The organism is Pseudomonas sp. NPDC096950, from assembly GCF_044762525.1.
In the GTDB taxonomy this organism is placed as follows: domain Bacteria; phylum Pseudomonadota; class Gammaproteobacteria; order Pseudomonadales; family Pseudomonadaceae; genus Aquipseudomonas.
Genome location: NZ_JBIWEL010000011.1, coordinates 72,599 through 95,558 on the forward strand (window position 1 = coordinate 72,599; position 22,960 = coordinate 95,558).

Here is a 22,960-nt window from a genome sequence, read left to right on the forward strand (position 1 = left end):
GTCCCTTTCCCATGTTCAAGAAACTGCGTGGCATGTTTTCCAGCGATCTTTCCATAGACCTGGGCACTGCCAAAACCCTTATGTACGTGCGCGAGCGCGGAATCGTCCTGAATGAGCCATCGGTTGTGGCTATTCGGACACACGGTAACCAGAAAAGTGTCGTTGCTGTCGGCACCGAGGCCAAGCGCATGCTCGGTCGTACGCCGGGCAACATTGCAGCCATTCGTCCGATGAAAGACGGCGTCATTGCCGACTTCAGCGTTTGCGAAAAGATGCTGCAGTACTTTATCAACAAGGTTCACGAAAACAGCTTCCTGCAGCCTAGCCCTCGTGTGCTGATCTGCGTTCCATGCAAATCCACCCAGGTGGAGCGTCGTGCCATCCGTGAATCGGCCCTTGGTGCCGGCGCACGTGAAGTGTTCCTGATCGAAGAGCCGATGGCTGCTGCGATCGGTGCCGGCCTGCCGGTCGAAGAAGCACGCGGTTCGATGGTTGTCGATATCGGTGGCGGTACCACTGAAATCGCGCTGATCTCCCTGAACGGTGTGGTCTACGCCGAATCCGTACGGGTTGGCGGCGACCGCTTCGACGAAGCGATCATCACCTACGTGCGTCGCAACTACGGCAGCCTGATCGGCGAATCCACCGCCGAGCGCATCAAGCAGGAAATTGGTACGGCCTATCCGGGCGGCGAAGTACGTGAAGTCGACGTACGTGGTCGTAACCTGGCGGAAGGCGTTCCACGCGCATTCACCCTGAACTCCAATGAAGTGCTGGAAGCTCTGCAAGAGTCCCTGGCCACCATCGTTCAGGCTGTGAAAAGTGCCCTGGAGCAATCGCCGCCGGAACTGGCTTCCGATATCGCCGAGCGTGGCCTGGTACTGACCGGTGGTGGCGCCTTGCTGCGCGACCTCGACAAGTTGCTGGCCCAGGAAACCGGTCTGCCGGTGATCGTTGCCGAAGATCCGCTGACCTGTGTGGCTCGCGGCGGTGGCCGTGCCCTGGAAATGATGGATAAACACACCATGGACCTGCTCTCCAGCGAATAAGTCGTTGGGTTGCATCTATGCTGTGAGCGCGCAGGCAGCACTTTGCAGTGCTGCCTGTTGCGTTTATCTTCTGTCAGTCTGCATCCAGGCCGGTTTGATGCCGTATGAATAAAGAGAACATTTGCCTGGGAGGAGCGGCTTATTAAACCGCTTTTCGCCAAGGGCCCCTCACTGGGCGTGCGCTTGTTGGTGCTGGTCGTGCTATCGGTCGCGCTGATGGTCGTCGATGCCCGCTTCACACTGCTCAAGCCAGTGCGTAGTCAGATGTCGCTGGTGCTGATGCAGTCTTACTGGATCACCGACCTGCCGCAGCGGCTATGGCAAGGTGTGGCCAGCCAATTTGGCAGCCGTACCGAACTGGTTGCCGAGAACGAAAAACTCAAGACCGAAAACCTGCTGTTGCAGGGTCGCATGCAAAAGCTTGCCGCCCTCACCGAGCAGAACGTTCGGCTGCGCGAGTTGCTCAATTCCTCCGCGCTGGTCAACGAGAAGGTCGAAGTGGCCGAGTTGATCGGCATGGACCCCAACCCCTTCACCCATCGCATCATCATCAACAAAGGTGAGCGCGACGGTGTGATCCTCGGTCAGCCGGTGCTCGATGCCCGCGGCCTGATGGGGCAGGTGGTCGAGTTGATGCCGTACACCTCCCGTGTGCTGTTGCTGACCGACACCACCCACAGCATTCCCGTGCAGGTAAACCGCAACGGTCTGCGGGCGATTGCCAGCGGCACCGGTAACCCGGAGCGCCTGGAACTGCGTCACGTGGCCGACACCGCTGACATTAAAGAAGGCGATCTGCTGGTCAGCTCCGGCCTCGGCCAGCGGTTCCCGGCAGGTTACCCGGTGGCCACGGTCAAGGAAGTGATCCACGATTCCGGCCAGCCATTTGCCATCGTTCGCGCCGTGCCGACCGCTGCCTTGAACCGCAGCCGTTATCTGTTGCTGGTGTTCAGCGATGGCCGCACTGCTGAAGAACGTGCCAATGATGCCGCCCAGGCCCAGGAAGCACTGGACCAGCACGGCGGCGGGCCGATTATTCCGGCCACGGTGCCGAAACCGATTCCTGCGGTTGTGCCGACGCCTGCAGTTGCTGCGCCGGCCGCGACGCCTGCGGCCACTGCGCCCGCTGCAACGACACCGGCCAAGCCAACCCATCCTGCCAAGCCTGTCGCCAAGCCGGCTGCGGCGAAACCCGCTGCCAAACCGCCTGTCTCTGCACCGGCCACCACTGGGGGAAGAGAATAATGGCGGGTGCTACTTCATCCCGAAACGGCTGGATCGTCTGGCTCACCTTTGCCATCGGCCTGCTGCTCAGCGTTTCGCCGTTGCCGCAATTCATGGAAATCCTGCGTCCCCTGTGGCTGGCGTTGCTGCTGGCATTCTGGGCATTGGCCCTGCCGCAGAAAGTCGGCATGGTCACTGCGTTTTGCCTGGGGCTGGCGGAAGATGTGCTCTATGGCACCTTGCTTGGCCAGAATGCGCTGATCCTGACGCTCATCACCTATCTGGTGCTGGCGTTGCAACAGCGCCTGCGGATGTTCCCGATGTGGCAGCAGTGCCTGGTGCTTCTGGTGATCTTCGGCCTGGCCCAACTGGTCCAACTATGGCTCAGCGCCCTGACCGGCAATCGTCAGCCAACCTTGGCTTTGGTGCTGCCGGCCCTGGTGAGCGCCTTGCTCTGGCCATGGATCAGCTTCGGTTTGCGTGGCTTGCGTCGGCGCTACAAAATCAATTAATTCGGTCAGGCATTAGCCCGCACTGGACAAGGGAGATGTCTTGATGACGCAGTTATACCTCGCCTCAGGCTCGCCGCGTCGACGTGAACTGCTCACGCAGATCGGCGTGCCGTTTTCCGCCATCAGCGCGGACATCGATGAATCCCCTTTGCACAACGAATCCCCTTCGGCCTATGTCGAGCGTCTGGCGCGCGGCAAGGCCGAGGCCGGGCGCCGTACGGTCGTGTCCAACAGCGCATTTTGCGTATTGGGCGCGGACACCGCCGTGGTGCTGGACGGGAAAATTCTCGGCAAGCCAGTGGACGAAGCCGACGCTTGCGCCATGCTTATGATGTTGTCGGGGAAAGAACACGAAGTGCTGACAGCGATTGCCGTGCTGGACGGCGAGCGTTGTGAATCGCGGGTGGTGCGCAGCCTTGTACGTTTCCGCGACATTGGTCGTGAGGAAGCGGCGGCCTACTGGGCCAGCGGCGAACCCCGGGACAAGGCCGGCGGCTATGGGATTCAAGGGTTGGGCGCCGTGTTTGTCGCCGGGCTCGAGGGCAGCTATTCAGCGGTGGTCGGACTGCCGCTGTGCGAAAGCGCAGAACTGCTCGGCCATTTCGGCATACCCTGTTGGCAAACCCTTAACGCGCGCTAAGCGTCGTACTGACAAGATGCGGCCATTATCGTGAACATGCCTGAACGAGACCCTGCCATGAGTGAAGAGATCCTGATCAACATCACGCCGATGGAATCGCGCGTGGCGGTGGTTGAAAACGGTGTCCTGCAAGAAGTTCACGTCGAGCGCACACAAAAACGCGGCATCGTAGGCAACATTTATAAAGGCAAGGTCGTGCGGGTATTGCCGGGCATGCAGGCGGCTTTCGTCGACATCGGCCTGGACCGTGCCGCATTCATTCACGCTTCGGAAATTTCCCTGCGTGAAGGCCCGGCAGTGGAAAGCATCAGCAGCCTGGTACACGAAGGTCAGAGCCTGGTGGTGCAAGTCACCAAGGACCCAATCGGCTCCAAAGGCGCGCGCCTGACCACACAGCTGTCGATTCCGTCGCGCTATCTGGTGTACATGCCGCGCACGGCCCACGTCGGCATTTCCCTGAAAATCGAAGATGAAGCCGAGCGCGAACGGCTCAAGCAAGTGGTCACCGATTGCGTGGCCAAAGAAGGTATCAAGGAAGCCGGCGGCTTCATTCTGCGCACCGCCGCCGAAGGTGCCGGGGCCGATGAAATCCTCATGGACATCCGCTACCTGCGCCGCTTGTGGGACCAGATCAACGCCCAGATCCAAACCATCGGCGCCCCGAGCGTCATTTACGAAGACCTCGGCCTGGCGTTGCGGACCTTGCGTGACTTGGTGAGCCCGAAGATCGAGAAGATCCGCATCGACTCCCGGGAAACCTTCCAGAAAACCACGCAATTCGTCGCCGAGCTGATGCCGGAAATCGCTGATCGTCTCGAGCATTACCCCGGCGAGCGACCGATTTTCGACCTGTACGGCGTCGAAGACGAAATCCAGAAAGCTTTGGAACGCAAGGTGCCGCTCAAGTCCGGCGGCTATCTGGTAGTGGACCCGGCGGAGGCCATGAGCACCATCGACGTCAACACCGGGGCGTTCGTCGGCCATCGCAATCTCGAAGAAACCATCTTCAAGACCAACCTCGAAGCCGCCACCGCCATCGCCCGTCAACTGCGCCTGCGCAACCTTGGCGGGATCATCATCATCGACTTCATCGACATGGAAGACGAAGAGCACCAACGCCAGGTGTTGCGCACCCTTGAGAAGCAACTGGAGCGCGATCACGCCAAGACCAACATCATCGGCATCACCGAGTTGGGCCTGGTGCAGATGACCCGCAAGCGCACCCGCGAAAGTCTCGAACAGGTGCTGTGCGAACCGTGCAGCAGTTGCCAGGGCCGCGGCAAGCTGAAGACTCCGGAAACGGTCTGCTACGAAATTTTCCGCGAAATCCTTCGCGAAGCCCGCGCCTATCAGGCGGAAGGCTATCGTGTATTGGCGAATCAGAAAGTGGTGGATCGCTTGCTCGATGAAGAGTCGGGCAACGTGGCCGAACTCGAAGGGTTTATCGGTCGTACCATTCGTTTCCAGGTCGAAACCATGTATTCCCAGGAACAATACGACGTGGTGCTGCTCTGAATCTCCAGGTTTCACCGCGACTAGAACGGCTGGCCTCAGCTTTTTGCAGTATTTTTGCCATGGGAGCCAACTGACATGGACCGTCTGACACGCATTTTGGCCGCACTGACCCGCTGGGGACTGGGCCTGTGTGCGTTGGTTCTGGTGCTGATGGCGCTGTACGTCAGCCTCGGTCGGGAACTGACGCCGCTGGTGGCCGAATACCGCGCCGACGTCGAGACCAAGGCCAGTGCCGCGCTGGGCATGCCCCTGCAAATCGGTAAGCTGGAAGGCAGCTGGATTGGTTTCGCGCCGATTTTGCTGGCCCACGACGTGACGGTCGGTGCGGGCACCAATGTGCTGCGCCTGGACAATGTACGCGCCGTGCCCGACCTTTGGGCCAGTCTGTTGGCCCGGGAAGTGCGCATTGCTCACCTGGAACTCAACGGCCTGAAGATCAGCCTCAAGGAAGGCGAGGACGGCCATTGGGCGCTGGAAGGTCTTCCGGTGCAGCAAGACCAGCCACTGGATCCGGAGCAGTTGCTCAATCGCATGCAGATGGTCGAACAGCTGTCGGTCCTTGATAGCCAGATCACCTTGCAACCGGTGGATCATCCTCCGCTGACGTTGACTTACGTCGGCCTTAATCTGAAAACCGGTGCCTCCCGTCAACGCCTCGACGCGCGCCTGACCCTGCCCGACGGTCAACCCGTGGCGATGAGCCTGCGCACCCGCATTCGCGCCAGCGCCTGGAAGGATGGCGCGGCGGAGGCTTACCTGAGCCTGCCGCAAAGCGACTGGTCGAAATGGTTGCCCGGGCGCCTGACCCGGCAATGGAATTTCTCCGAGATCAAGGCCGGTGGCGAGCTGTGGCTGAACTGGGACAAAGGTGCCGTGCAAAGCGCGGCGATTCGCCTGAATGCCCCGCAAATCAAGGGCGCCTACGCCGAGCGTAAGCCGATCCAACTCAACAACCTCGCGCTCAACGCGTACTTCCAGCGCAGCGACGAAGGCGCACTGGTAACCCTCGATTCCTTGTCGATGAACTTTGGCGACACTCGTTGGGAAACCCGTCTGCAACTCAAGCAGAGTGTCGCCACCGACAAAACCGAAGAACTCTGGCACCTGCAAGCCGACCGTCTGGACCTGACACCGCTCACGCCGCTGCTCAATGCTCTGGGGCCATTGCCTGAAGGTGTGGCCACGGCGGTGGAAAAGCTCAAGGTCACCGGTGCGTTGCGTAATGTGCTGGTCGACATGCGGCCCAATGCCACCGACGACAGCAAATTCAGTTTCGCCGCCAACCTGGAGCGGGTCGGCTTCGACGCCTATCACGGCGCACCGGCGGCGCGGAATGTCAGCGGCAGCATCAGCGGCGACCTCGGTCACGGCGAGCTGCGCATGGACAGCAAGGATTTTTCCCTGCACCTGGACCCGATATTCGCCAAACCATGGCAATACATCCAGGCCAATGCCCGGCTGACCTGGAAGCTCGATAAAGAAGGCTTCACCCTGATCGCGCCGTACCTGAAGGTGCTGGGCGAAGAGGGCAAGATTGCTGGCGACTTCCTGATCCGCCTGCATTTCGACCACACCCAGGAAGACTACATGGACCTGCGGGTCGGCCTGGTGGACGGCGACGGCAAATACACCGCCAAGTACCTGCCGACCGTGCTCAGCCCGGCGCTGGATGAATGGTTGCGCACGGCGATTCTCAAAGGCGCTGTGGACCAGGGTTTCTTCCAGTACCAGGGCTCGCTGAACCATGGCGCCGAAGACACCGCGCGCAGCATCAGCCTGTTCTTCAAGGTGCACGACGCCGAACTGGCGTTCCAGCCGGGTTGGCCGCATGTCAGCAAGGTCAGTGGCGATGTGTTTATCGAAGACAGCGGCGTGCGGATCCTGGCCAGCAAAGGCCAGTTGCTCGATACGCAGGTCAGCGATGTCTACGTCAATATTCCCCATGCGCCGGCCGGGCAGAACGTCCACATGTTCCTCGACGGCAGTTTTGCCGGCGGCTTGGGCGATGGCCTGAAGATTTTGCAGCAAGCTCCGATCGGCACCGCCGACACCTTCGCCGGGTGGGAAGGCGAGGGCGATTTGCAGGGCAAGCTCAAGCTCGACATCCCGCTGGCCAAGGGTGACCTGCCGAAGATTCTCGTCGACTTCAAGACCAACAAGGCCCGACTGAAACTGGCCGAGCCGACGTTGGAGCTGACGCAGCTCAAGGGTGATTTCCGTTTCGACAGCAGCAAGGGCTTGAGCGGGCAGAACATCACCGCGAAGGCCTTCGACAAACCGGTGACCGCGCAGATCTTCGCCGATGGCAGTCCGGGCAAGCTCGATACCCGGGTCGCCGCTTCCGGTCAGGTCGAGGTGAAGAAACTCACCGACTGGCTGAACGTGACCCAGCCGTTGCCGGTATCTGGCACCGTTCCTTACCAACTGCAACTGAACCTCAACGGCGCGGACAGCCAGTTGATCGTCAGTTCCAATCTCAAAGGCGTCGCCGTCGATTTGCCGGCGCCGTTCGGCATGGCGGCCGATGTGGGCCGCGACACCGTGTTCCGCATGACCCTGCAAGGGCCGGAACGGCGTTATTGGGTCACCTATGGCGACCTGGCGAATTTCACGTTCGCAGCCCCCGCCGGCAATTTCGCCGACGGTCGCGGTGAATTGTTCCTCGGCGGCGGCAATGCCGTACTGCCGGCTAACAAGGGCTTGCGCGTCAGTGGTGTGCTGTCGGAACTGGATGTCGGCCCGTGGAAGGACCTTGTGGACAAGTACGCCGGCCAGGATCCGGGTGGTAGCGCCAAGCAGTTGCTCAGCGGCGCGGACTTCAAGGTCGATAAGCTCAGTGGTTTCGGGACTACCCTCGATCAAGCCTCGGTGCAGTTGACCCGCAAGCCATCGGTCTGGGCCTTGCAGCTCGACAGTCAGCAGGCCAAGGGCAACGTGAACATCCCTGACGCGAAAGCCGCGCCGATTGCGATCAATCTGCAATACGTGCGTCTGCCGGCGCCCGATCCGACCGTACTGGCTGACGAAAACTCGCCGGACCCGTTGGTCTCCGTGGACCCGACGAAAATCCCGGCGCTGGATATCACCATCAATCAGCTGTTCCAGGGCGCAGACCTGGTGGGCGCCTGGTCGCTGAAAGTTCGCCCGACCGCCAAGGGCATCGCCCTCAATACCCTGGACATGGGCCTCAAGGGCATCCTGTTGCAGGGCAGCGGTGGTTGGGAAGGTACGCCGGGCGCGACCAGCAGTTGGTACAAGGGCCGGATCAGCGGCAAAAACCTCGCCGATGTGCTCAAGGGCTGGGGCTTTGCGCCGAGCGTGACCAGTGAAGAGTTTCATATGGACGTCGACGGTCGCTGGCCTGGCTCTCCTGCGTGGCTGGCCACCAAGCGCTTCTCTGGCAGCCTCGACGCTTCGCTGAATAAAGGTCAATTCGTTGAAGTCGAGGGCAGCGCCCAAGCGTTGCGGGTGTTTGGCTTGCTCAACTTCAACTCCATCGGCCGGCGTCTGCGCCTGGACTTCTCCGACCTGTTCGGCAAAGGCCTGAGCTACGATCGGGTCAAAGGCCTGCTGGTAGCGAGCAACGGGGTGTACGTGACCCGCGAGCCGATCCTGTTGACCGGCCCGTCGAGCAACCTTGAGCTGAACGGCACGCTCGATCTGGTCGGCGATCAGGTCGATGCCAAGTTGCTGGTGACCTTGCCACTGACCAATAACCTGCCGATTGCCGCGTTGATTGTCGGCGCGCCGGCCATTGGCGGTGCGCTGTTCCTGATCGACAAGCTGATTGGCGACCGCGTGGCGCGTTTCGCCAGCGTCAAATACACCGTCAAAGGCCCATGGAAAGAACCGAAGATCACCCTGGACAAGCCTTTTTAACGCTTCACTTTCAAAATCCACGTATCGGGGCGATGGAGTAGCATGGTCCAACGCAGCGGTAAGGCGAGGCCAATGTAGCAGCTGGCGAAGCCTGCGTTCGGCTGCGTAGCAGTCGCAAGTTCGGTATGCGCGGTTTGTCTGAATGACCGCAGTGTCTGATTTTGCGACTGCTTCGCAGCCGAACGCAGGCTTCGCCAGCCGTACAGGAGGTCCGCGTTGATGGCATCGGTGTGAAATCAACAGAAAGGAAATGGCCATGTCTGTAGCGGTGATTCAAATGGTCAGCCAGAGCGATGTGCTGGCTAATCTGGCCCAGGCCCGTCGCCTGCTCGAGCAAGCGGCGAACGCGGGCGCACGGCTGGCGGTGCTGCCGGAAAACTTCGCGGCCATGGGCCGTCGCGACATCGCCGACATCGGCCGCGCCGAGGCGTTGGGCGAAGGTCCGATCCTGCCGTGGTTGAAACAGACCGCCCGCGCCCTCAAGTTATGGATAGTCGCCGGCACTTTGCCGTTGCCGCCGGTGGATCAGCCGACGGCGAAAGTGCACGCCTGCTCGCTGCTGGTGGATGACCAGGGCGAAACCGTTGCGCGGTATGACAAGTTGCACCTGTTCGATGTCGATGTGGCGGACAATCGCGGGCGTTATCGGGAATCCGATGACTATGCTTATGGCAGTGGCGTCGTGGTGGCGGACACGCCCGTCGGTCGGGTTGGTCTGACCGTGTGTTATGACCTGCGCTTCCCTGAGCTGTACAGCGAATTGCGTGCTGCCGGTGCGGAGCTGATCACCGCGCCGTCGGCCTTTACCGCCGTGACCGGCGCGGCCCATTGGGATGTGCTGATCCGCGCACGGGCCATTGAAACCCAGTGTTATGTACTCGCGGCCGCCCAGGGTGGCACCCATCCGGGGCCGCGTGAGACTTATGGACACGCTGCCATCGTTGACCCGTGGGGACGCGTGGTGGCGCAACAGGATCAAGGCGAGGCCGTGTTGCTGGCCGAACGCGATAGCAGCGAACAGGCGTCGATCAGGGCGCGGATGCCGGTGTCCAATCACCGGCGCTTTTTCTCGCAGGGCGCCCAGCGACCTGCCTCAGAACGATGAATTTAAGGCGTAAAGCATATGAGCGAGTTGTTGTCCTCAGTCAGTGACCACCTGTTAGCGCCCGGCGGCGTGACCATCGAGAGCCTGCAAAGTGTGCTCGGCGATCTGGCCGGCCCGGGTATCGATGCTGCCGACCTGTATTTCCAGGGCCAGATTTCCGAGTCCTGGGCGCTGGAAGACGGGATCGTCAAGGAAGGCAGCTTCAACCTCGACCAGGGCGTCGGCGTGCGCGCGCAATCCGGTGAGAAAACCGGTTTTGCCTACAGCAATGCCATCACCCTCGAAGCGCTGGGCGCGGCGGCTCGTGCGGCCCGCTCGATCTCCCGTGCCGGGCAGAATGGCACCGTGCAAGCGTTCACCACCCAGGATGTCGCCCAGCTTTACGGGCCGGACAACCCGCTGGAAGTGATGACCCGCGCTGAGAAAGTCGACCTGCTCAAGCGCATCGATGTCGCGACCCGCGCCCTCGACCCGCGTATCCAGCAAGTCACCGTGAGCATGGCCGGTGTGTGGGAGCGCATTCTTGTCGCGTCCACCGATGGCAGCCTGGCGGCGGATGTGCGGCCGTTGGTGCGCTTCAACGTCAGCGTGATCGTCGAGCAGAACGGTCGCCGCGAGCGCGGTGGGCATGGCGGCGGCGGGCGTACCGATTACCGTTATTTCCTCAGCGACGACCGCGCCATGGGTTATGCCCGTGAAGCGTTGCGTCAGGCGCTGGTGAACCTGGAAGCGATTCCGGCACCGGCCGGTACGTTGCCGGTGGTGCTGGGTTCGGGCTGGTCCGGCGTGCTGTTGCACGAAGCGGTCGGTCATGGCCTGGAAGGCGATTTCAACCGCAAGGGCAGTTCGGCCTACAGCGGGCGCATGGGCGAAATGGTTGCCTCCAAGCTCTGTACCATCGTCGATGACGGCACTATCGCGGGTCGTCGTGGCTCGCTGAGCGTCGATGACGAAGGCACCCCGACCGAGTGCACCACGCTGATCGAAAACGGCGTGCTCAAGGGTTACATGCAGGACAAGCTCAACGCGCGCCTGATGGGCGTGGCCCGCACGGGTAACGGTCGTCGCGAATCCTACGCGCACCTGCCGATGCCTCGGATGACCAACACCTACATGCTGGCCGGCGAAAGCGACCCGGAAGAAATCATTGCCTCGGTGAAACGTGGCATCTACTGCGCCAACCTCGGCGGCGGTCAGGTGGACATCACCAGCGGCAAATTCGTGTTCTCCACCAGCGAGGCGTACCTGATCGAAGACGGCAAGATCACCGCCCCGGTCAAAGGCGCGACGTTGATCGGCAACGGGCCGGAAGCGATGAGCAAGGTGTCGATGGTCGGTAACGATCTGGCGCTGGACAGCGGCGTGGGTACTTGCGGGAAGGATGGGCAGTCGGTGCCGGTGGGTGTCGGCCAGCCAACGCTGAAAATCGATGCGATCACTGTGGGTGGCACAGGATCCTGATGGATGGAGCTTCGGGCGAGTTGCGTGGCAACCCGCCCGATTCGGGACTTAACGCAGACCGCGTTGAGTCTCGTCCAGCTCACGGATGTACTTGAAGATTTTACGGCTCGATGCCGGTGGCTTGTTGGTCGCCAGTTCGTGCTGGGCCTGACGGATCAGGGAGCGCAACTGTTGACGATCAGCCTCCGGGTAGTCGAGCACGAACTTCTCCAGGACTGCATCGTCGCCCGCGATCAAGCGATCGCGCCAGCGTTCCAGGCCATGGAAACGTTCGTTGTACTGCCGGGTGGAGGCATCGAGTTGATCGAGCAACATCAGAATGGCGTCAGTGTCCTGATCGCGCATCAATTTGCCGATGAACATAAGGTGCCGTTTACGCGCGATATTCGCGGTGTGCTTGGGCGCATCGGCCAGGGCCCGGCGCATAGCGTCGGTCAACGGCAGTTTTGCCAGCAAGTCAGGCTTGAGCGTTGTAAGGCGTTCGCCGAGGTCAACCAGAGCATGCAGCTCGCGTTTAACCTGGGATTTGCTTTTTTCTCCCGTATCGAGGGAGTCGTCGTAAGAATCAACCATGGTGGCCGTCCGCAAAGAAACGCCGCCATGATAACCAGTCGGGGGCCGCTTGTCCGGCCCGGTCGCTCGAAGGCCCCAGCCGAAAGCAGAATTTGAGTGGAGAACAGCATGAGTGCAGTTGAAAGCGTCGGCCCACAAGCGTTGCCGGCACTGCAAGAGCAAGTCGAGCAGATCATCGCTGAAGCCAAGCGCCAGGGCGCCAGTGCCTGTGAAGTGGCGGTGTCGCTGGAACAGGGCCTGTCCACGTCGGTCCGTCAGCGTGAAGTCGAAACTGTCGAATTCAATCGCGACCAGGGCTTTGGCATCACCTTGTACGTCGGCCAGCGCAAAGGCTCGGCCAGCACCTCGGCCAGCGGTCCGGAGGCGATTCGCGAAACCGTCGCCGCCGCACTCGCCATCGCCAAGCACACCTCTGAAGACGAGGCCTCGGGCCTGGCAGACGCCGCGTTGATGGCCAAGGACCTGCAGGATTTCGACTTGTTCCACGAGTGGGACATTACCCCCGAGCAAGCCATCGAAATGGCCCTGAGCTGTGAAGCGGCGGCGTTTGCCACCGACAGCCGGATCAAGAACGCCGACGGCACCACCCTCAGCACTCACCAAGGCTGCCGCGTGTATGGCAACAGCCACGGGTTTATCGGCGGTTACGCGTCGACCCGCCACAGTCTGAGCTGCGTGATGATCGCCGAAGCCGAAGGCCAGATGCAGCGTGATTACTGGTATGACGTGAACCGTCAGGGCAGCTTGCTGGCCGACCCGGTGAGCATCGGCCAACGCGCCGCGCAGCGGGCGGCGAGCCGTCTCGGCGCGCGTCCGGTGCCGACCTGTGAAGTGCCGGTGCTGTTTTCGGCTGAGTTGGCCGGTGGTTTGTTCGGCAGCTTCCTGTCGGCGGTGTCCGGCGGCAGTCTGTATCGCAAATCGTCGTTCCTCGAAGGCACCCTGGGTCAGAAACTGTTCCCGGAATGGCTGACCCTCGATGAGCGTCCGCACTTGATGCGGGCGATGGGCAGTTCGGCGTTCGATGGCGATGGCTTGGCGACCTACGCCAAACCGTTCGTCGAAAATGGCGTGCTGGTGTCGTACATCCTCGGCACCTATTCCGGTCGCAAACTGGGCATGCCGAGCACCGCCAACGCGGGGGGCGTGCACAACCTGTTCGTCACCCATGGCGACGAAGATCAGGCCGCGCTACTGCGGCGCATGGGCCGTGGCCTGCTGGTCACCGAACTGATGGGCCAAGGTCTGAACATGGTCACCGGCGATTATTCCCGTGGCGCGGCGGGTTTCTGGGTCGAGAACGGAGAAATTCAGTTCGCGGTCCAGGAAGTGACCATCGCTGGCAACATGCGCGACATGTTCAAGCAGATCGTTGCGGTGGGGAATGACCTGGAACTGCGCAGTAACATTCGCACCGGCTCGGTGTTGATCGAGCGGATGACGGTGGCGGGTAGCTAAGCCCGGCCGTTACACAAAAAGGCGCGCCATCCCATCGGATGGCGCGCCTTTTTTATGGGCGCTGCAAAAGTCCCCTTGTGGGAACGGGCTTGCTCGCGAAGGCGGTGTGTCAGCCGCAAATGATGGTAACTGGCACTCCGCCTTCGCGAGCAAGCCCGCTCCCACATGGATCTGTGTATGTGCTTGGGGTTGTTTTGGTTCTCATTATCATCTAATAATAAATCTCATTACCGAATGAGCCCGGATTATGAGTTCTGCCTTGCACGAGCAGCCTTACCTCGAAAGCTGGCGCTGGATGAGTCGCCAGATCCGTTGCGCGATGGATCCCGATGAACCGCGCCTGATCGAACATTACCTGGCCGAAGGCCGGTATCTGGCGTGTTGCACGGCCACCTCGCCCTGGACCATCGCCGAAACTTCCTTCCGTTTGCTGCTCGACACCGCCGCCGATGTCGCGTTGCCGTGGCACTGGCGCACTTACTGTCTCGACCAGGCCTGGCGCCCGTTGCGCGAACTGGAACGTCTCTCCCTGTGTAAATGCCGCCTCAAACGCTGGCAGAGCTACACCTGGCAACTGGCGATCTGCGAGTTGCAGCCCTCGATTCCCCTCATAGAACTGGTGCAAGGATTTCCCGATGAGTAACACTCGTATCGAACGCGACAGCATGGGCGAGCTGCAAGTCCCGGAGGCCGCCCTCTACGGCGCGCAAACCCAACGTGCGGTGGATAACTTCCCGATCAGCGGCCAACCGATGCCGGTGCAGTTCATTCGCGCGTTGATCCTGGCCAAGGCTGCCGCCGCCCGGGCCAACGTCGAGCTCAAGCAGATCAGCGAATCGCAAGGCAAAGCCATCGTCGACGCGGCGCAAGGCTTGCTTGAAGGCGATTTCATGCAGCATTTCCCGGTGGATATCTTCCAGACCGGTTCCGGCACCAGCTCCAACATGAACGCCAACGAAGTGATCGCCACCCTGGCCAGCCGACTGCTCGGCGAGCCGGTGAACCCCAACGATCACGTCAACTGCGGCCAAAGCAGCAACGACATCATCCCGACCACCATCCACGTCAGCGCCGCGCTGGCACTGCATGAGCAGTTGCTGCCGGCGCTGGTGCATCTGGTGCAAGTGATCGAGGGCAAGGCCGAGCAGGTACATCACCACGTCAAAATCGGTCGCACTCACCTGATGGACGCCATGCCCGTGCGCATGAGCCAGGTGCTGAATGGCTGGGCGCAACAGCTCAAGGCCAACATCGGCCATCTGCAGGACTTGCTGCCGAGCCTGCAATCCCTGGCCCAGGGCGGCACCGCAGTCGGCACCGGGATCAACGCGCATCCGCAGTTCGCGGCGCTGTTCAGCCAGCAACTGAGCAAACTGACCCAAGTGCAATTCCAGCCAGGCAAGGACCTGTTTGCGCTGATCGGTTCCCAGGACACGGCGGTCGCGGTGTCCGGTCAGCTCAAGGCCACCGCCGTATCCCTGATGAAAATCGCCAACGACTTGCGCTGGATGAACTCCGGGCCATTGGCCGGCCTCGGCGAAATCGAACTCGAAGCCTTGCAGCCGGGCTCGTCGATCATGCCGGGCAAGGTCAACCCGGTGATCCCGGAAGCCACCGCAATGGTCGCCGCCCAAGTGATCGGCAACGACACGGTGATCACCATTGCCGGCCAGTCCGGTAACTTCGAACTCAACGTGATGCTGCCGATTATCGCCCAGAACCTGCTGAGCAGCATCGAGTTGCTGGCCAACTCCAGCCGCCTGCTAGGCGACAAAGCCATCGCCAGCTTCAAGGTCAACGAGGCCCGGATCAAGGAAGCGCTGGCACGCAATCCGATTCTGGTCACCGCACTCAACCCGATCATCGGTTACCAAAAAGCCGCGGAGATCGCCAAGAGGGCGTATCAGCAGGGCCGTCCGGTGATTGATGTCGCCCTGGAACACACCGACCTGTCGCGCAGCCAACTGGAAGAGTTGCTCAACCCAGAGAAGCTCACCGCAGGCGGCGTGTAATCACTGCTACCGCTTTGGAGGCTCACCATGGAGCACTGGAAACGCACGATCGAAAGGGCCAATCGCCATTTCATGCTGGGCGAGTTCGTCGATGCCCGCGAGGCTTACTTGCAGGCACTGGCGTTGGCCCAGGTGTTGTTCGAGCGCTGGGCGGATGCCGACGAAGCGGTGGCCGCTTGCGTGATTTCCCACCACAACCTGGCGGACCTGCACTTGCGCCTGAACCAGCCGGAGGAGAGCGCCGAGTACATGTGCGCCATCCATCAACGGTTGTTGCAGACCATGCAGGACCCGCGACTGGCCCCGGCCTTGCGCGAGGCTGCGCTGCGCCAGAGCAGCAAAACCTACGTCGAACTGCTGAATTTCATCAGTGAGCACGGCGAATACCCGCGCACCCATCGTTTGCTGCACATGGATGCTGCGTCGCCCCGGCATCAGCCTGTCCCTCTTCAACATGGAGTCCATTGAAATGGCTTTTACCTTGCCTGCCTTGCCGTACGCCTACGACGCCCTGGAACCGCATATCGATGCGCAAACCATGGAAATCCACTACACCAAGCACCACCAGACCTACATCAACAACCTCAACGCGGCCGTCGAAGGCACCGAGTTCGCCGAGTGGTCGGTGGAAAAACTGGTAGCCAGCGTCCAGCAATTACCAGAAAAACTGCGCGCCGCGGTGATCAACCAGGGCGGCGGCCACGCCAACCATTCGCTGTTCTGGGAAGTCATGGCGCCCAACGCCGGCGGCAAACCTGACGGTGCGCTGGCCACAGCCATCGAGGAACAACTGGGCGGCCTCGACAGTTTCAAGGACGCTTTCACCAAAGCCGCGCTGACCCGCTTCGGCAGTGGCTGGGCGTGGTTGAGCGTTACGCCGCAAAAGACCCTGGTCGTGGAAAGCAGTGGCAATCAGGACAGCCCATTGATGAACGGCAACACGCCGATCCTCGGCCTGGACGTCTGGGAGCACGCCTATTACCTGCGTTATCAAAACCGTCGTCCGGAATACATCAACGCGTTCTACAACGTGATCAATTGGCCTGAAGTCGCGGCGCGCTATCAGGCTGCGCTGGTTTAAGTCATCTATAAAAACAATCCAAGGCTGACTATGGGCACTGAAACACTGGCGATCGGCAGCGGACGAATGTTTCGTTACGCGTTGGGATCGCTGTTACTGCTGGCGGGTATGACGTTGTTGGGTGCCCAGGGATTGGCATGGCTGGACCTGGAGCCGAAGCTGCTGCGCGCGCTGCAAGGCGGGGCGATTTGCGCCTTGGGTACAGCGCTGGGCGCGGTGCCGGTGCTGGTGATTCGGCGCATGCCCCAGGCGCTCAGCGATACCTTGCTCGGTTTCGGTGCCGGGGTAATGCTCGCGGCGACGGCGTTTTCGTTGATCGTGCCGGGCATTTCCGCGGCGGAAAGCCTGGGGCTGACGCCTTGGGCGGCTAGCGGTCTGATCAGCTTCGGCATCATGCTCGGCGCGTTCGGGCTGTTTCTGGTGGACCGTAAAGTCTCTGGAGCAAGCCCGGAAATGCTGGTCGGCACGCTGGAACGGCCAGTGATTCCGCCGCGAATCTGGCTGTTTGTCTTCGCCATCATCGCCCACAACATTCCCGAGGGCATGGCGGTCGGGGTATCGGCGGGTGGCGGCATGCCGGACGCCGACAGTCTGGCCATGGGCATCGCCTTGCAGGATGTGCCCGAAGGACTGGTGATTGCGTTGGTGTTGGCCGGGGCGGGGATGTCGCGGGTCAAGGCGTTCCTGATCGGTGCGGCATCAGGGTTGGTGGAGCCGGTGTTCGCGCTGTTGTGTGCGTGGCTGGTGAGCCTGGCTGAATTGCTGTTGCCGTTGGGTCTGGCGCTGGCGGCCGGGGCAATGCTGCTGGTGGTGACCCATGAAGTCATCCCGGAGTCGCGACGCAATGGTCACGACAAACTGGCCAGCCTGGGGTTGTTGATGGGGTTTTGCTTGATGATGGTGATGGATACGGCACTCGCCTAGCGAGTGCTTAACCGCCTTCGCCGAAGTAGTCGTTGATCAAATCCACCAATGCCTGCAAGGCTTCGTCAGCCTGCTCACCTTCGGTTTTCAGGTGAATGATGGTGCCCTTGCCGGCCGCGAGCATCATCATGGCCATGATGCTTTTACCGTCGACCATGGACTCGGGATTGCGTCCGACCCGGATCGTGCAATCCTTGAACTCACCGGCAACGCCAACGAATTTCGCGGAAGCCCGGGCGTGCAGGCCCAGCTTGTTGATGATTTCAATTTCCAGAGCAGGCATCGCGTTGTGAATCCTTTAGCTGAGGTCGCGGTGGCGAACCTGGACGTTCTTCAGGGATTGTTGCAGAGCTTGGCCCAGACGTTCGGTCAGGTAGACGGAGCGGTGATGACCGCCGGTGCAGCCAATGGCAATGGTGACGTAGGCACGGTTGCTGGCGGCGAAGCGGGGCAGCCACTTGAACAGGTAGTTGTAGATGTCCTGGAACATCTCTTCGACGTCCGGTTGTGCCGCGAGGTACTCGGCCACCGGTTGATCGAGTCCGGATTGTGCGCGCAGCTCCGGTTTCCAGTAGGGATTAGGCAGGCAGCGCACGTCGAATACCACGTCGGCATCCACCGGCATGCCACGCTTGAATCCGAAAGACTCCACCAGGAACGCAGTGCCGGGCTCCGGCTGGTTCAGCAGGCGCAACTTGATGGTGTCGCGCAGCTGGTACAGGTTCAGGTTGGTGGTGTTGACCTTGAGGTCGGCCAGGTCGGCAATCGGACCCAGCAGCTGGGTTTCGTCCTCGATCGCCTCGGCCAGTGAGCGATTGGCATTGCTCAGCGGGTGACGGCGACGGGTTTCCGAAAAACGCTTGAGCAGGGTTTCTTCATCGGCGTCCAGGTACAGCACATCGCACTGGATATGCCGGCTGCGGACTTCTTCAAGTAATTCGGGAAAGCGCGAGAGGTGGCTGGGCAGGTTGCGCGCGTCGATAGACACGGCGACCAGCGGTTGTGCCAGCTCGGTATGAATCAGGGCGCGTTCGGCCAGCTCCGGCAACAAGCCGGCGGGCAGGTTGTCGATGCAGTAGTAGCCGTTGTCCTCAAGGACATCGAGCGCGGTGCTTTTACCGGAGCCGGAACGGCCACTGACAATGATCAGGCGCATGATTAGTGACCGTTTTGCTCGTCCAGGACAACCTGATACAAGGCTTCGTTGCTCGGGGCGCTGCGCAGTTTTTCGCGCACTTCCTTGCGATCGAGCATGCTGGCGATCTGGCGCAGCAACTCCAGGTGCGCATCGGTGGCGGCTTGCGGGACGAGCAGGACAAACAGCAAGTCAACCGGGGCGCCATCGATGGCGTCGAAATCGATAGGTGCATCAAGGTGCATCAGAGCGCTGATCGGCGAGTTGCAACCCTTGAGGCGACAGTGAGGGATGGCGATGCCGTTGCCAAAACCGGTGGAACCGAGTTTTTCACGGGCAATCAGAGCCTCGAAGACATCTTGCATCTCCAGATCCGGCACTTCCCGGGCGATCAGGTTGGCAATTTGCTCGAGGGCTTTCTTTTTACTGCCGCCCGGCACGTTCACGAGGGAACGGCCGGGGGTCAGGATGTTTTCAAGTCGGATCATGGGTTGGGAGTGTTAACGACCGGTCGCGCCCTGGAGGAGGCTCTGGGTCTTTTCCTTATGCTTTTTGAGTTGTTTATCCAGCTTGTCGGTGAGTGAGTCGATCGCCGCGTACATATCGGTATGTTCCGCGTTGGCGACCACTTCACTGCCGGGAATATGCAGGGTGGCTTCGATTTTCTGCTTCAGCTTCTCGACCGTCATCGTCACCTGCACGTTGGTGATCTTGTCGAAATGCCGCTCTAATCGCTCGAGCTTTTCGCCGATGTAGGCGCGCAGGGGTTCGGTCACTTCCAGTTGGTGTCCACTGATGTTGACTTGCATACAGCTTCTCCTTCGTTGCCAGTGCATAAAGCGGCAGGTAGAGGTACCTGCCACTGGAACGCTGTGCTGTGGCTTACATCAACCGCTTGCGTTCGCTCGAAGGCGCGATCCCTAAGGACTCGCGGTACTTGGCGACGGTGCGGCGAGCCACCTGAATGCCTTGTGCCTCCAGTAAACCAGCGATCTTGCTGTCACTCAACGGCTTTTTCTGATTTTCCGCGGCAACCAGTTTTTTGATGATCGCGCGGATCGCTGTGGACGAGCATTCACCGCCTTCAGAGGTGCTGACATGGCTGGAGAAAAAGTATTTCAGCTCATATATGCCCCGAGGGGTATGCATGAACTTCTGGGTGGTTACCCGTGAAATCGTCGATTCGTGCATGCCCACCGCTTCGGCGATGTCATGCAGGACCAGCGGCTTCATCGCTTCGTCGCCGTATTCCAGGAAGCCGCGCTGATGCTCGACGATCTGGGTGGCTACTTTCATCAGGGTTTCGTTGCGGCTTTGCAGGCTCTTGATGAACCAGCGGGCTTCCTGCAACTGGTTGCGCATGAAGGTGTTGTCGGCGCTGGTGTCGGCGCGGCGTACGAAACCGGCGTACTGGGCGTTGACCCGCAGCCGTGGCACCGACTCCTGGTTCAACTCCACCAGCCAGCGTTCGTTGTCCTTGCGCACGATCACGTCGGGAACGACATATTCGGCTTCGCTGGACTCGATTTGCGAGCCCGGACGCGGGTTCAGGCTCTGGACCAGCTCGATGACCTGGCGCAGTTCATCTTCCTTGAGCTTCATGCGGCGCATCAACTGGCTGTAGTCGCGGCTGCCGAGCAGGTCGATGTAATCGGTGACCAGGCGCTTGGCCTCGGCCAGCCAAGGCGTCTTGGCGGGCAGTTGGCGCAATTGCAGCAACAGGCATTCGCCCAGGTTGCGGGCGCCGATGCCGGCCGGTTCGAATTGCTGGATGCGGTGCAGGACGGCTTCGATTTCGTCCAGTTCGATGTCCAGTTCCGGATCGAACGCTTCAAGGATTTCCTCGAGGGTTTCGTCCAGGTAGCCCTGATTGTTGATGCAATCGATCAGGGTCACGGCGATCAGGCGATCGGTGTCGGACATCGGCGCCAGGTTCAGTTGCCACAGCAGGTGGCTTTGCAGGCTTTCGCCAGCGGATGTGCGGGTGGTGAAATCCCACTCGTCGTCATCGTTGCTCGGCAGGCTGCTGGCGCTGGTCTGGTAGACGTCTTCCCACGCGGTGTCGACGGGCAGTTCGTTGGGAATGCGCTCGTTCCAGTCGCCTTCCTCGAGGTTGTCCACCGTCGGGGCGGTTTCCTGGTAGGAGGGTTCCGAAACATCGGCGTTGGGTTGCTGTTCGGCTTTGTCGGCCAAGGGGTCGGCGTTATCGAAGTCGTCGCCTTCTTCCTGGCGTTCGAGCATCGGATTGGACTCCAGGGCCTCCTGGATTTCCTGTTGCAGGTCCAGGGTCGACAATTGGAGCAGGCGGATGGCCTGTTGCAGCTGAGGTGTCATCGTCAGCTGCTGGCCCATTCTCAAGACTAGCGATGGTTTCATGGCAGGGGCTTAACACCTTATTCGCCGGCGCGCATGCGCCATCCACTACAGGGCGCCGGAGCGCCAAACTTAAGCAAATTATATGCCCGAAACCGCAGCGTTTGCCTAGAGCGCTGTAACAATAAAAAACTATTGATTTTTTATCGAGACAAGCGCTCTGCCAACCAGCCAGACACCTCAGTGCTTAAAGGCGGAACTCATGGCCCAGATACACTTCCTTGACCAGTTCGTTGGCCAGGATGGTGGCAGAGTCACCTTCGGCGATCAGTTGGCCATCGTTGACGATGTAGGCGGTTTCGCAGATATCCAGGGTTTCACGGACGTTGTGGTCGGTGATCAGCACGCCAATGCCCTTGGCCTTGAGGTGATGGATGATCTGCTTGATGTCGCCTACCGAAATCGGGTCCACACCGGCGAATGGTTCGTCGAGCAGGATGAATTTCGGATTGGTCGCCAGTGCGCGGGCGATTTCCACCCGGCGGCGTTCGCCACCGGACAGGCTCATGCCCAGGTTGTCGCGGATATGGCTGATGTGGAATTCCTGCAGCAGGCTTTCCAGCTCCTTGCGACGACCGGCCTTGTCGAGTTCCTTGCGGGTCTCGAGGATGGCCATGATGTTGTCGGCCACCGACAGTTTGCGGAAGATCGACGCTTCTTGCGGAAGATAGCCGATACCGGCCTTGGCACGACCGTGCATCGGCTGGTGGCTGACGTCCAGGTCATCGATCAGCACGCGACCCTGATCGGCCTGTACCAGGCCGACGATCATGTAGAAACAGGTGGTCTTGCCGGCGCCGTTCGGGCCCAACAGGCCGACGATCTGACCGCTGTCGATGGACAGGCTGACATCACGCACGACCTGGCGGCTCTTGTAGCTCTTGGCCAGATGCTGAGCTTTCAGAGTTGCCATTAATTGGCCTTTTTCTGGTCGGTTTTCGGCTTCGGCTGGATCACCATGTCGATGCGCGGACGCGCCTCGGTAACCTTGTTGCCCGTGGCACGACCGGCGCTGGCCAGCTTCTTGACCGTGTCGTAGACGATTTTCTCGCCCTGGGTGGTGTTGTTGTCCTTGTCGACAACCTTGGCCTTATCGATCAGCACGACGCGGTTTTGCGCGGCGTGGTACTGGATCGTCACGCCCCAGCCCTGAACAGGCTTGGTGTCGCCAGCGGTCTGCAGTTGCTCGAAGTAGGCGAGGTTGCCCACCGAGGTCACCACATCGATGTCGCCGGTCGGGGTGCGGGTGATGGTCACGGTGTTGCCGGTGACCTTCATCGAACCCTGGGTAATGATCACGTCACCTTTATAGGTGGCAACGCCATTCTTGTCGTCCAGTTGGGCATCGTCGGCCTGAATGCGGATAGGCTGCTCTTGATCGTTCGGCAGAGCCCAGGCGCTCACGCTTCCCAGTGCTGCGCCCAGACTGAGCAAAATAGGGAGAGTTTTAACGAGCCTCATACTGTCCTCTTACGTTCGATAGCAGGTGTATCCTGCTTTCTTTCAAATACGCTTTCATTCCGTTGCCAGTCGATACACCGCCAGCGCCGTCGATTCTAACGGGTTGATCGGTCTGCGCATATTGCTGCTGCGGGAACACCGTCATGCGGGTACTGGTAACAATCAATTCACGGTTCTGTTCATCGGTGCGTGCGATACGTACCGAGTCGATCAGCTCAACCTGAGTACCGTCTGCGTTCACTTCGCCGCGCAAACTGGTGACATGCCACGGGAATTCAGTGCCGCGGTACATATTCAGGTCGGGGTTGGTCAGCAACGACACGTCGGTCGCCTTCAGGTGCTCGACCTTGTCGGACGTCAGGTCATATTGCAGGCCGCCGTCGGGCAGGTACTGAACGCTGTGGGCGTTGAGTGCGTAATAGTCAATCGCGCTTTCATCGACCTTGACGACCGGCTTGTCGAGGAAGCGTTCCGGGCTGATGTTCCAGTAGCCGACCGCGGCGAATATCGCAGCGATGCAACCGAACAGCACGAATCTGCGAAACTTTTTGCTCAGAATAA

Annotated in this window: 23 protein-coding genes; 14 read left to right on the plus strand and 9 right to left on the minus strand. The window is 60.6% G+C overall.

Annotated features, from left to right (window positions below):
* Nucleotides 1-11 precede the first annotated feature (11 nt).
* From mreB to tldD, 8 genes are all read left to right on the plus strand, one after another.
* Nucleotides 12-1,049: a rod shape-determining protein MreB gene (gene mreB / locus ACIQY3_RS18020; RefSeq protein WP_403022018.1), complete on the plus strand. Its 1,038-nt coding sequence runs from the start codon at nucleotides 12-14 to the stop codon at nucleotides 1,047-1,049.
* Nucleotides 1,050-1,238: 189 nt separating this feature from the next.
* Complete coding sequence (gene mreC, locus ACIQY3_RS18025; protein ID WP_403022020.1) at nucleotides 1,239-2,294, plus strand: rod shape-determining protein MreC; 1,056 nt, start codon at nucleotides 1,239-1,241, stop codon at nucleotides 2,292-2,294.
* Nucleotides 2,294-2,785, plus strand: a complete 492-nt coding sequence (mreD, locus tag ACIQY3_RS18030; RefSeq protein ID WP_054049939.1) for a rod shape-determining protein MreD — start codon at nucleotides 2,294-2,296, stop codon at nucleotides 2,783-2,785. Before mreC ends, mreD begins: the two co-directional genes overlap by 1 nt.
* Before the next feature lie 43 nt (nucleotides 2,786-2,828).
* The gene (locus ACIQY3_RS18035; RefSeq protein ID WP_403021816.1) at nucleotides 2,829-3,425 is read left to right on the plus strand and encodes a Maf family protein; all 597 of its coding nucleotides are present in this window, start codon (nucleotides 2,829-2,831) and stop codon (nucleotides 3,423-3,425) included.
* 57 nt (nucleotides 3,426-3,482) lie between these two features.
* Nucleotides 3,483-4,940 carry a ribonuclease G gene (gene rng, locus ACIQY3_RS18040; RefSeq protein ID WP_054049935.1) on the plus strand — a complete coding sequence of 486 codons (1,458 nt, stop codon included), beginning with the start codon at nucleotides 3,483-3,485 and terminating at the stop codon, nucleotides 4,938-4,940.
* 75 nt (nucleotides 4,941-5,015) lie between these two features.
* Nucleotides 5,016-8,819, plus strand: coding sequence for a YhdP family protein (locus ACIQY3_RS18045; protein ID WP_403021818.1), 3,804 nt, complete (start codon nucleotides 5,016-5,018; stop codon nucleotides 8,817-8,819).
* 256 nt (nucleotides 8,820-9,075) lie between these two features.
* Nucleotides 9,076-9,924 carry a carbon-nitrogen hydrolase family protein gene (locus ACIQY3_RS18050; protein WP_403021820.1) on the plus strand — a complete coding sequence of 283 codons (849 nt, stop codon included), beginning with the start codon at nucleotides 9,076-9,078 and terminating at the stop codon, nucleotides 9,922-9,924.
* A gap of 18 nt (nucleotides 9,925-9,942) precedes the next feature.
* Nucleotides 9,943-11,385 carry a metalloprotease TldD gene (tldD, locus tag ACIQY3_RS18055; protein ID WP_403021822.1) on the plus strand — a complete coding sequence of 481 codons (1,443 nt, stop codon included), beginning with the start codon at nucleotides 9,943-9,945 and terminating at the stop codon, nucleotides 11,383-11,385.
* 48 nt (nucleotides 11,386-11,433) lie between these two features.
* On the opposite strand, the gene yjgA is transcribed toward tldD, so the two are convergent.
* Nucleotides 11,434-11,958, minus strand: coding sequence for a ribosome biogenesis factor YjgA (gene yjgA / locus ACIQY3_RS18060; RefSeq protein ID WP_054049927.1), 525 nt, complete (start codon nucleotides 11,956-11,958; stop codon nucleotides 11,434-11,436).
* Nucleotides 11,959-12,066: 108 nt separating this feature from the next.
* Here yjgA and pmbA point away from each other — a divergent pair, with 108 nt between their 5' ends.
* The 6 genes from pmbA to ACIQY3_RS18090 all read left to right on the plus strand — a co-directional run bounded on the left by pmbA (nucleotide 12,067) and on the right by ACIQY3_RS18090 (nucleotide 17,430).
* Complete coding sequence (pmbA, locus tag ACIQY3_RS18065) at nucleotides 12,067-13,413, plus strand: metalloprotease PmbA (protein ID WP_123405275.1); 1,347 nt, start codon at nucleotides 12,067-12,069, stop codon at nucleotides 13,411-13,413.
* 247 nt (nucleotides 13,414-13,660) lie between these two features.
* Nucleotides 13,661-14,056 carry a FagA protein gene (locus ACIQY3_RS18070; protein WP_403021824.1) on the plus strand — a complete coding sequence of 132 codons (396 nt, stop codon included), beginning with the start codon at nucleotides 13,661-13,663 and terminating at the stop codon, nucleotides 14,054-14,056.
* Nucleotides 14,049-15,425, plus strand: coding sequence for a class II fumarate hydratase (locus ACIQY3_RS18075; RefSeq protein ID WP_403021826.1), 1,377 nt, complete (start codon nucleotides 14,049-14,051; stop codon nucleotides 15,423-15,425). Before ACIQY3_RS18070 ends, ACIQY3_RS18075 begins: the two co-directional genes overlap by 8 nt.
* Nucleotides 15,426-15,452: 27 nt before the next feature.
* Complete coding sequence (locus tag ACIQY3_RS18080) at nucleotides 15,453-15,893, plus strand: hypothetical protein (protein ID WP_403021828.1); 441 nt, start codon at nucleotides 15,453-15,455, stop codon at nucleotides 15,891-15,893.
* A gap of 1 nt (nucleotide 15,894) precedes the next feature.
* Nucleotides 15,895-16,506 (plus strand): superoxide dismutase, encoded by a 612-nt coding sequence (locus tag ACIQY3_RS18085; protein WP_403021830.1) that lies wholly within the window; start codon nucleotides 15,895-15,897, stop codon nucleotides 16,504-16,506.
* A 30-nt stretch (nucleotides 16,507-16,536) separates the two neighbouring features.
* Nucleotides 16,537-17,430 (plus strand): ZIP family metal transporter, encoded by an 894-nt coding sequence (locus ACIQY3_RS18090; RefSeq protein WP_054049914.1) that lies wholly within the window; start codon nucleotides 16,537-16,539, stop codon nucleotides 17,428-17,430.
* Between the two features lie 7 nt (nucleotides 17,431-17,437).
* Here the strand turns inward: ACIQY3_RS18090 and ACIQY3_RS18095 are convergent, their stop codons facing one another.
* The 8 genes from ACIQY3_RS18095 to lptC all read right to left on the minus strand — a co-directional run bounded on the left by ACIQY3_RS18095 (nucleotide 17,438) and on the right by lptC (nucleotide 22,958).
* The gene (locus tag ACIQY3_RS18095; RefSeq protein ID WP_403021832.1) at nucleotides 17,438-17,713 is read right to left on the minus strand and encodes an HPr family phosphocarrier protein; all 276 of its coding nucleotides are present in this window, start codon (nucleotides 17,711-17,713) and stop codon (nucleotides 17,438-17,440) included.
* Nucleotides 17,714-17,728: 15 nt separating this feature from the next.
* Nucleotides 17,729-18,586 (minus strand): RNase adapter RapZ, encoded by an 858-nt coding sequence (gene rapZ, locus ACIQY3_RS18100; RefSeq protein WP_123516330.1) that lies wholly within the window; start codon nucleotides 18,584-18,586, stop codon nucleotides 17,729-17,731.
* Nucleotides 18,587-18,588: 2 nt separating this feature from the next.
* The gene (gene ptsN, locus ACIQY3_RS18105) at nucleotides 18,589-19,053 is read right to left on the minus strand and encodes a PTS IIA-like nitrogen regulatory protein PtsN (RefSeq protein ID WP_054049909.1); all 465 of its coding nucleotides are present in this window, start codon (nucleotides 19,051-19,053) and stop codon (nucleotides 18,589-18,591) included.
* A gap of 12 nt (nucleotides 19,054-19,065) precedes the next feature.
* Nucleotides 19,066-19,374 carry a ribosome hibernation-promoting factor, HPF/YfiA family gene (gene hpf / locus ACIQY3_RS18110; RefSeq protein ID WP_054049907.1) on the minus strand — a complete coding sequence of 103 codons (309 nt, stop codon included), beginning with the start codon at nucleotides 19,372-19,374 and terminating at the stop codon, nucleotides 19,066-19,068.
* A 73-nt stretch (nucleotides 19,375-19,447) separates the two neighbouring features.
* A complete protein-coding gene (locus ACIQY3_RS18115) occupies nucleotides 19,448-20,941 on the minus strand; it encodes an RNA polymerase factor sigma-54 (RefSeq protein WP_032828652.1) in 1,494 nt (497 codons plus the stop codon).
* Nucleotides 20,942-21,125: 184 nt separating this feature from the next.
* Nucleotides 21,126-21,851: an LPS export ABC transporter ATP-binding protein gene (lptB, locus tag ACIQY3_RS18120; RefSeq protein WP_054049904.1), complete on the minus strand. Its 726-nt coding sequence runs from the start codon at nucleotides 21,849-21,851 to the stop codon at nucleotides 21,126-21,128.
* Nucleotides 21,851-22,399 (minus strand): lipopolysaccharide transport periplasmic protein LptA, encoded by a 549-nt coding sequence (gene lptA / locus ACIQY3_RS18125; protein WP_403021836.1) that lies wholly within the window; start codon nucleotides 22,397-22,399, stop codon nucleotides 21,851-21,853. Before lptA ends, lptB begins: the two co-directional genes overlap by 1 nt.
* Complete coding sequence (gene lptC / locus ACIQY3_RS18130; RefSeq protein ID WP_403022022.1) at nucleotides 22,386-22,958, minus strand: LPS export ABC transporter periplasmic protein LptC; 573 nt, start codon at nucleotides 22,956-22,958, stop codon at nucleotides 22,386-22,388. Before lptC ends, lptA begins: the two co-directional genes overlap by 14 nt.
* Between the last annotated feature and the right edge of the window lie 2 nt (nucleotides 22,959-22,960).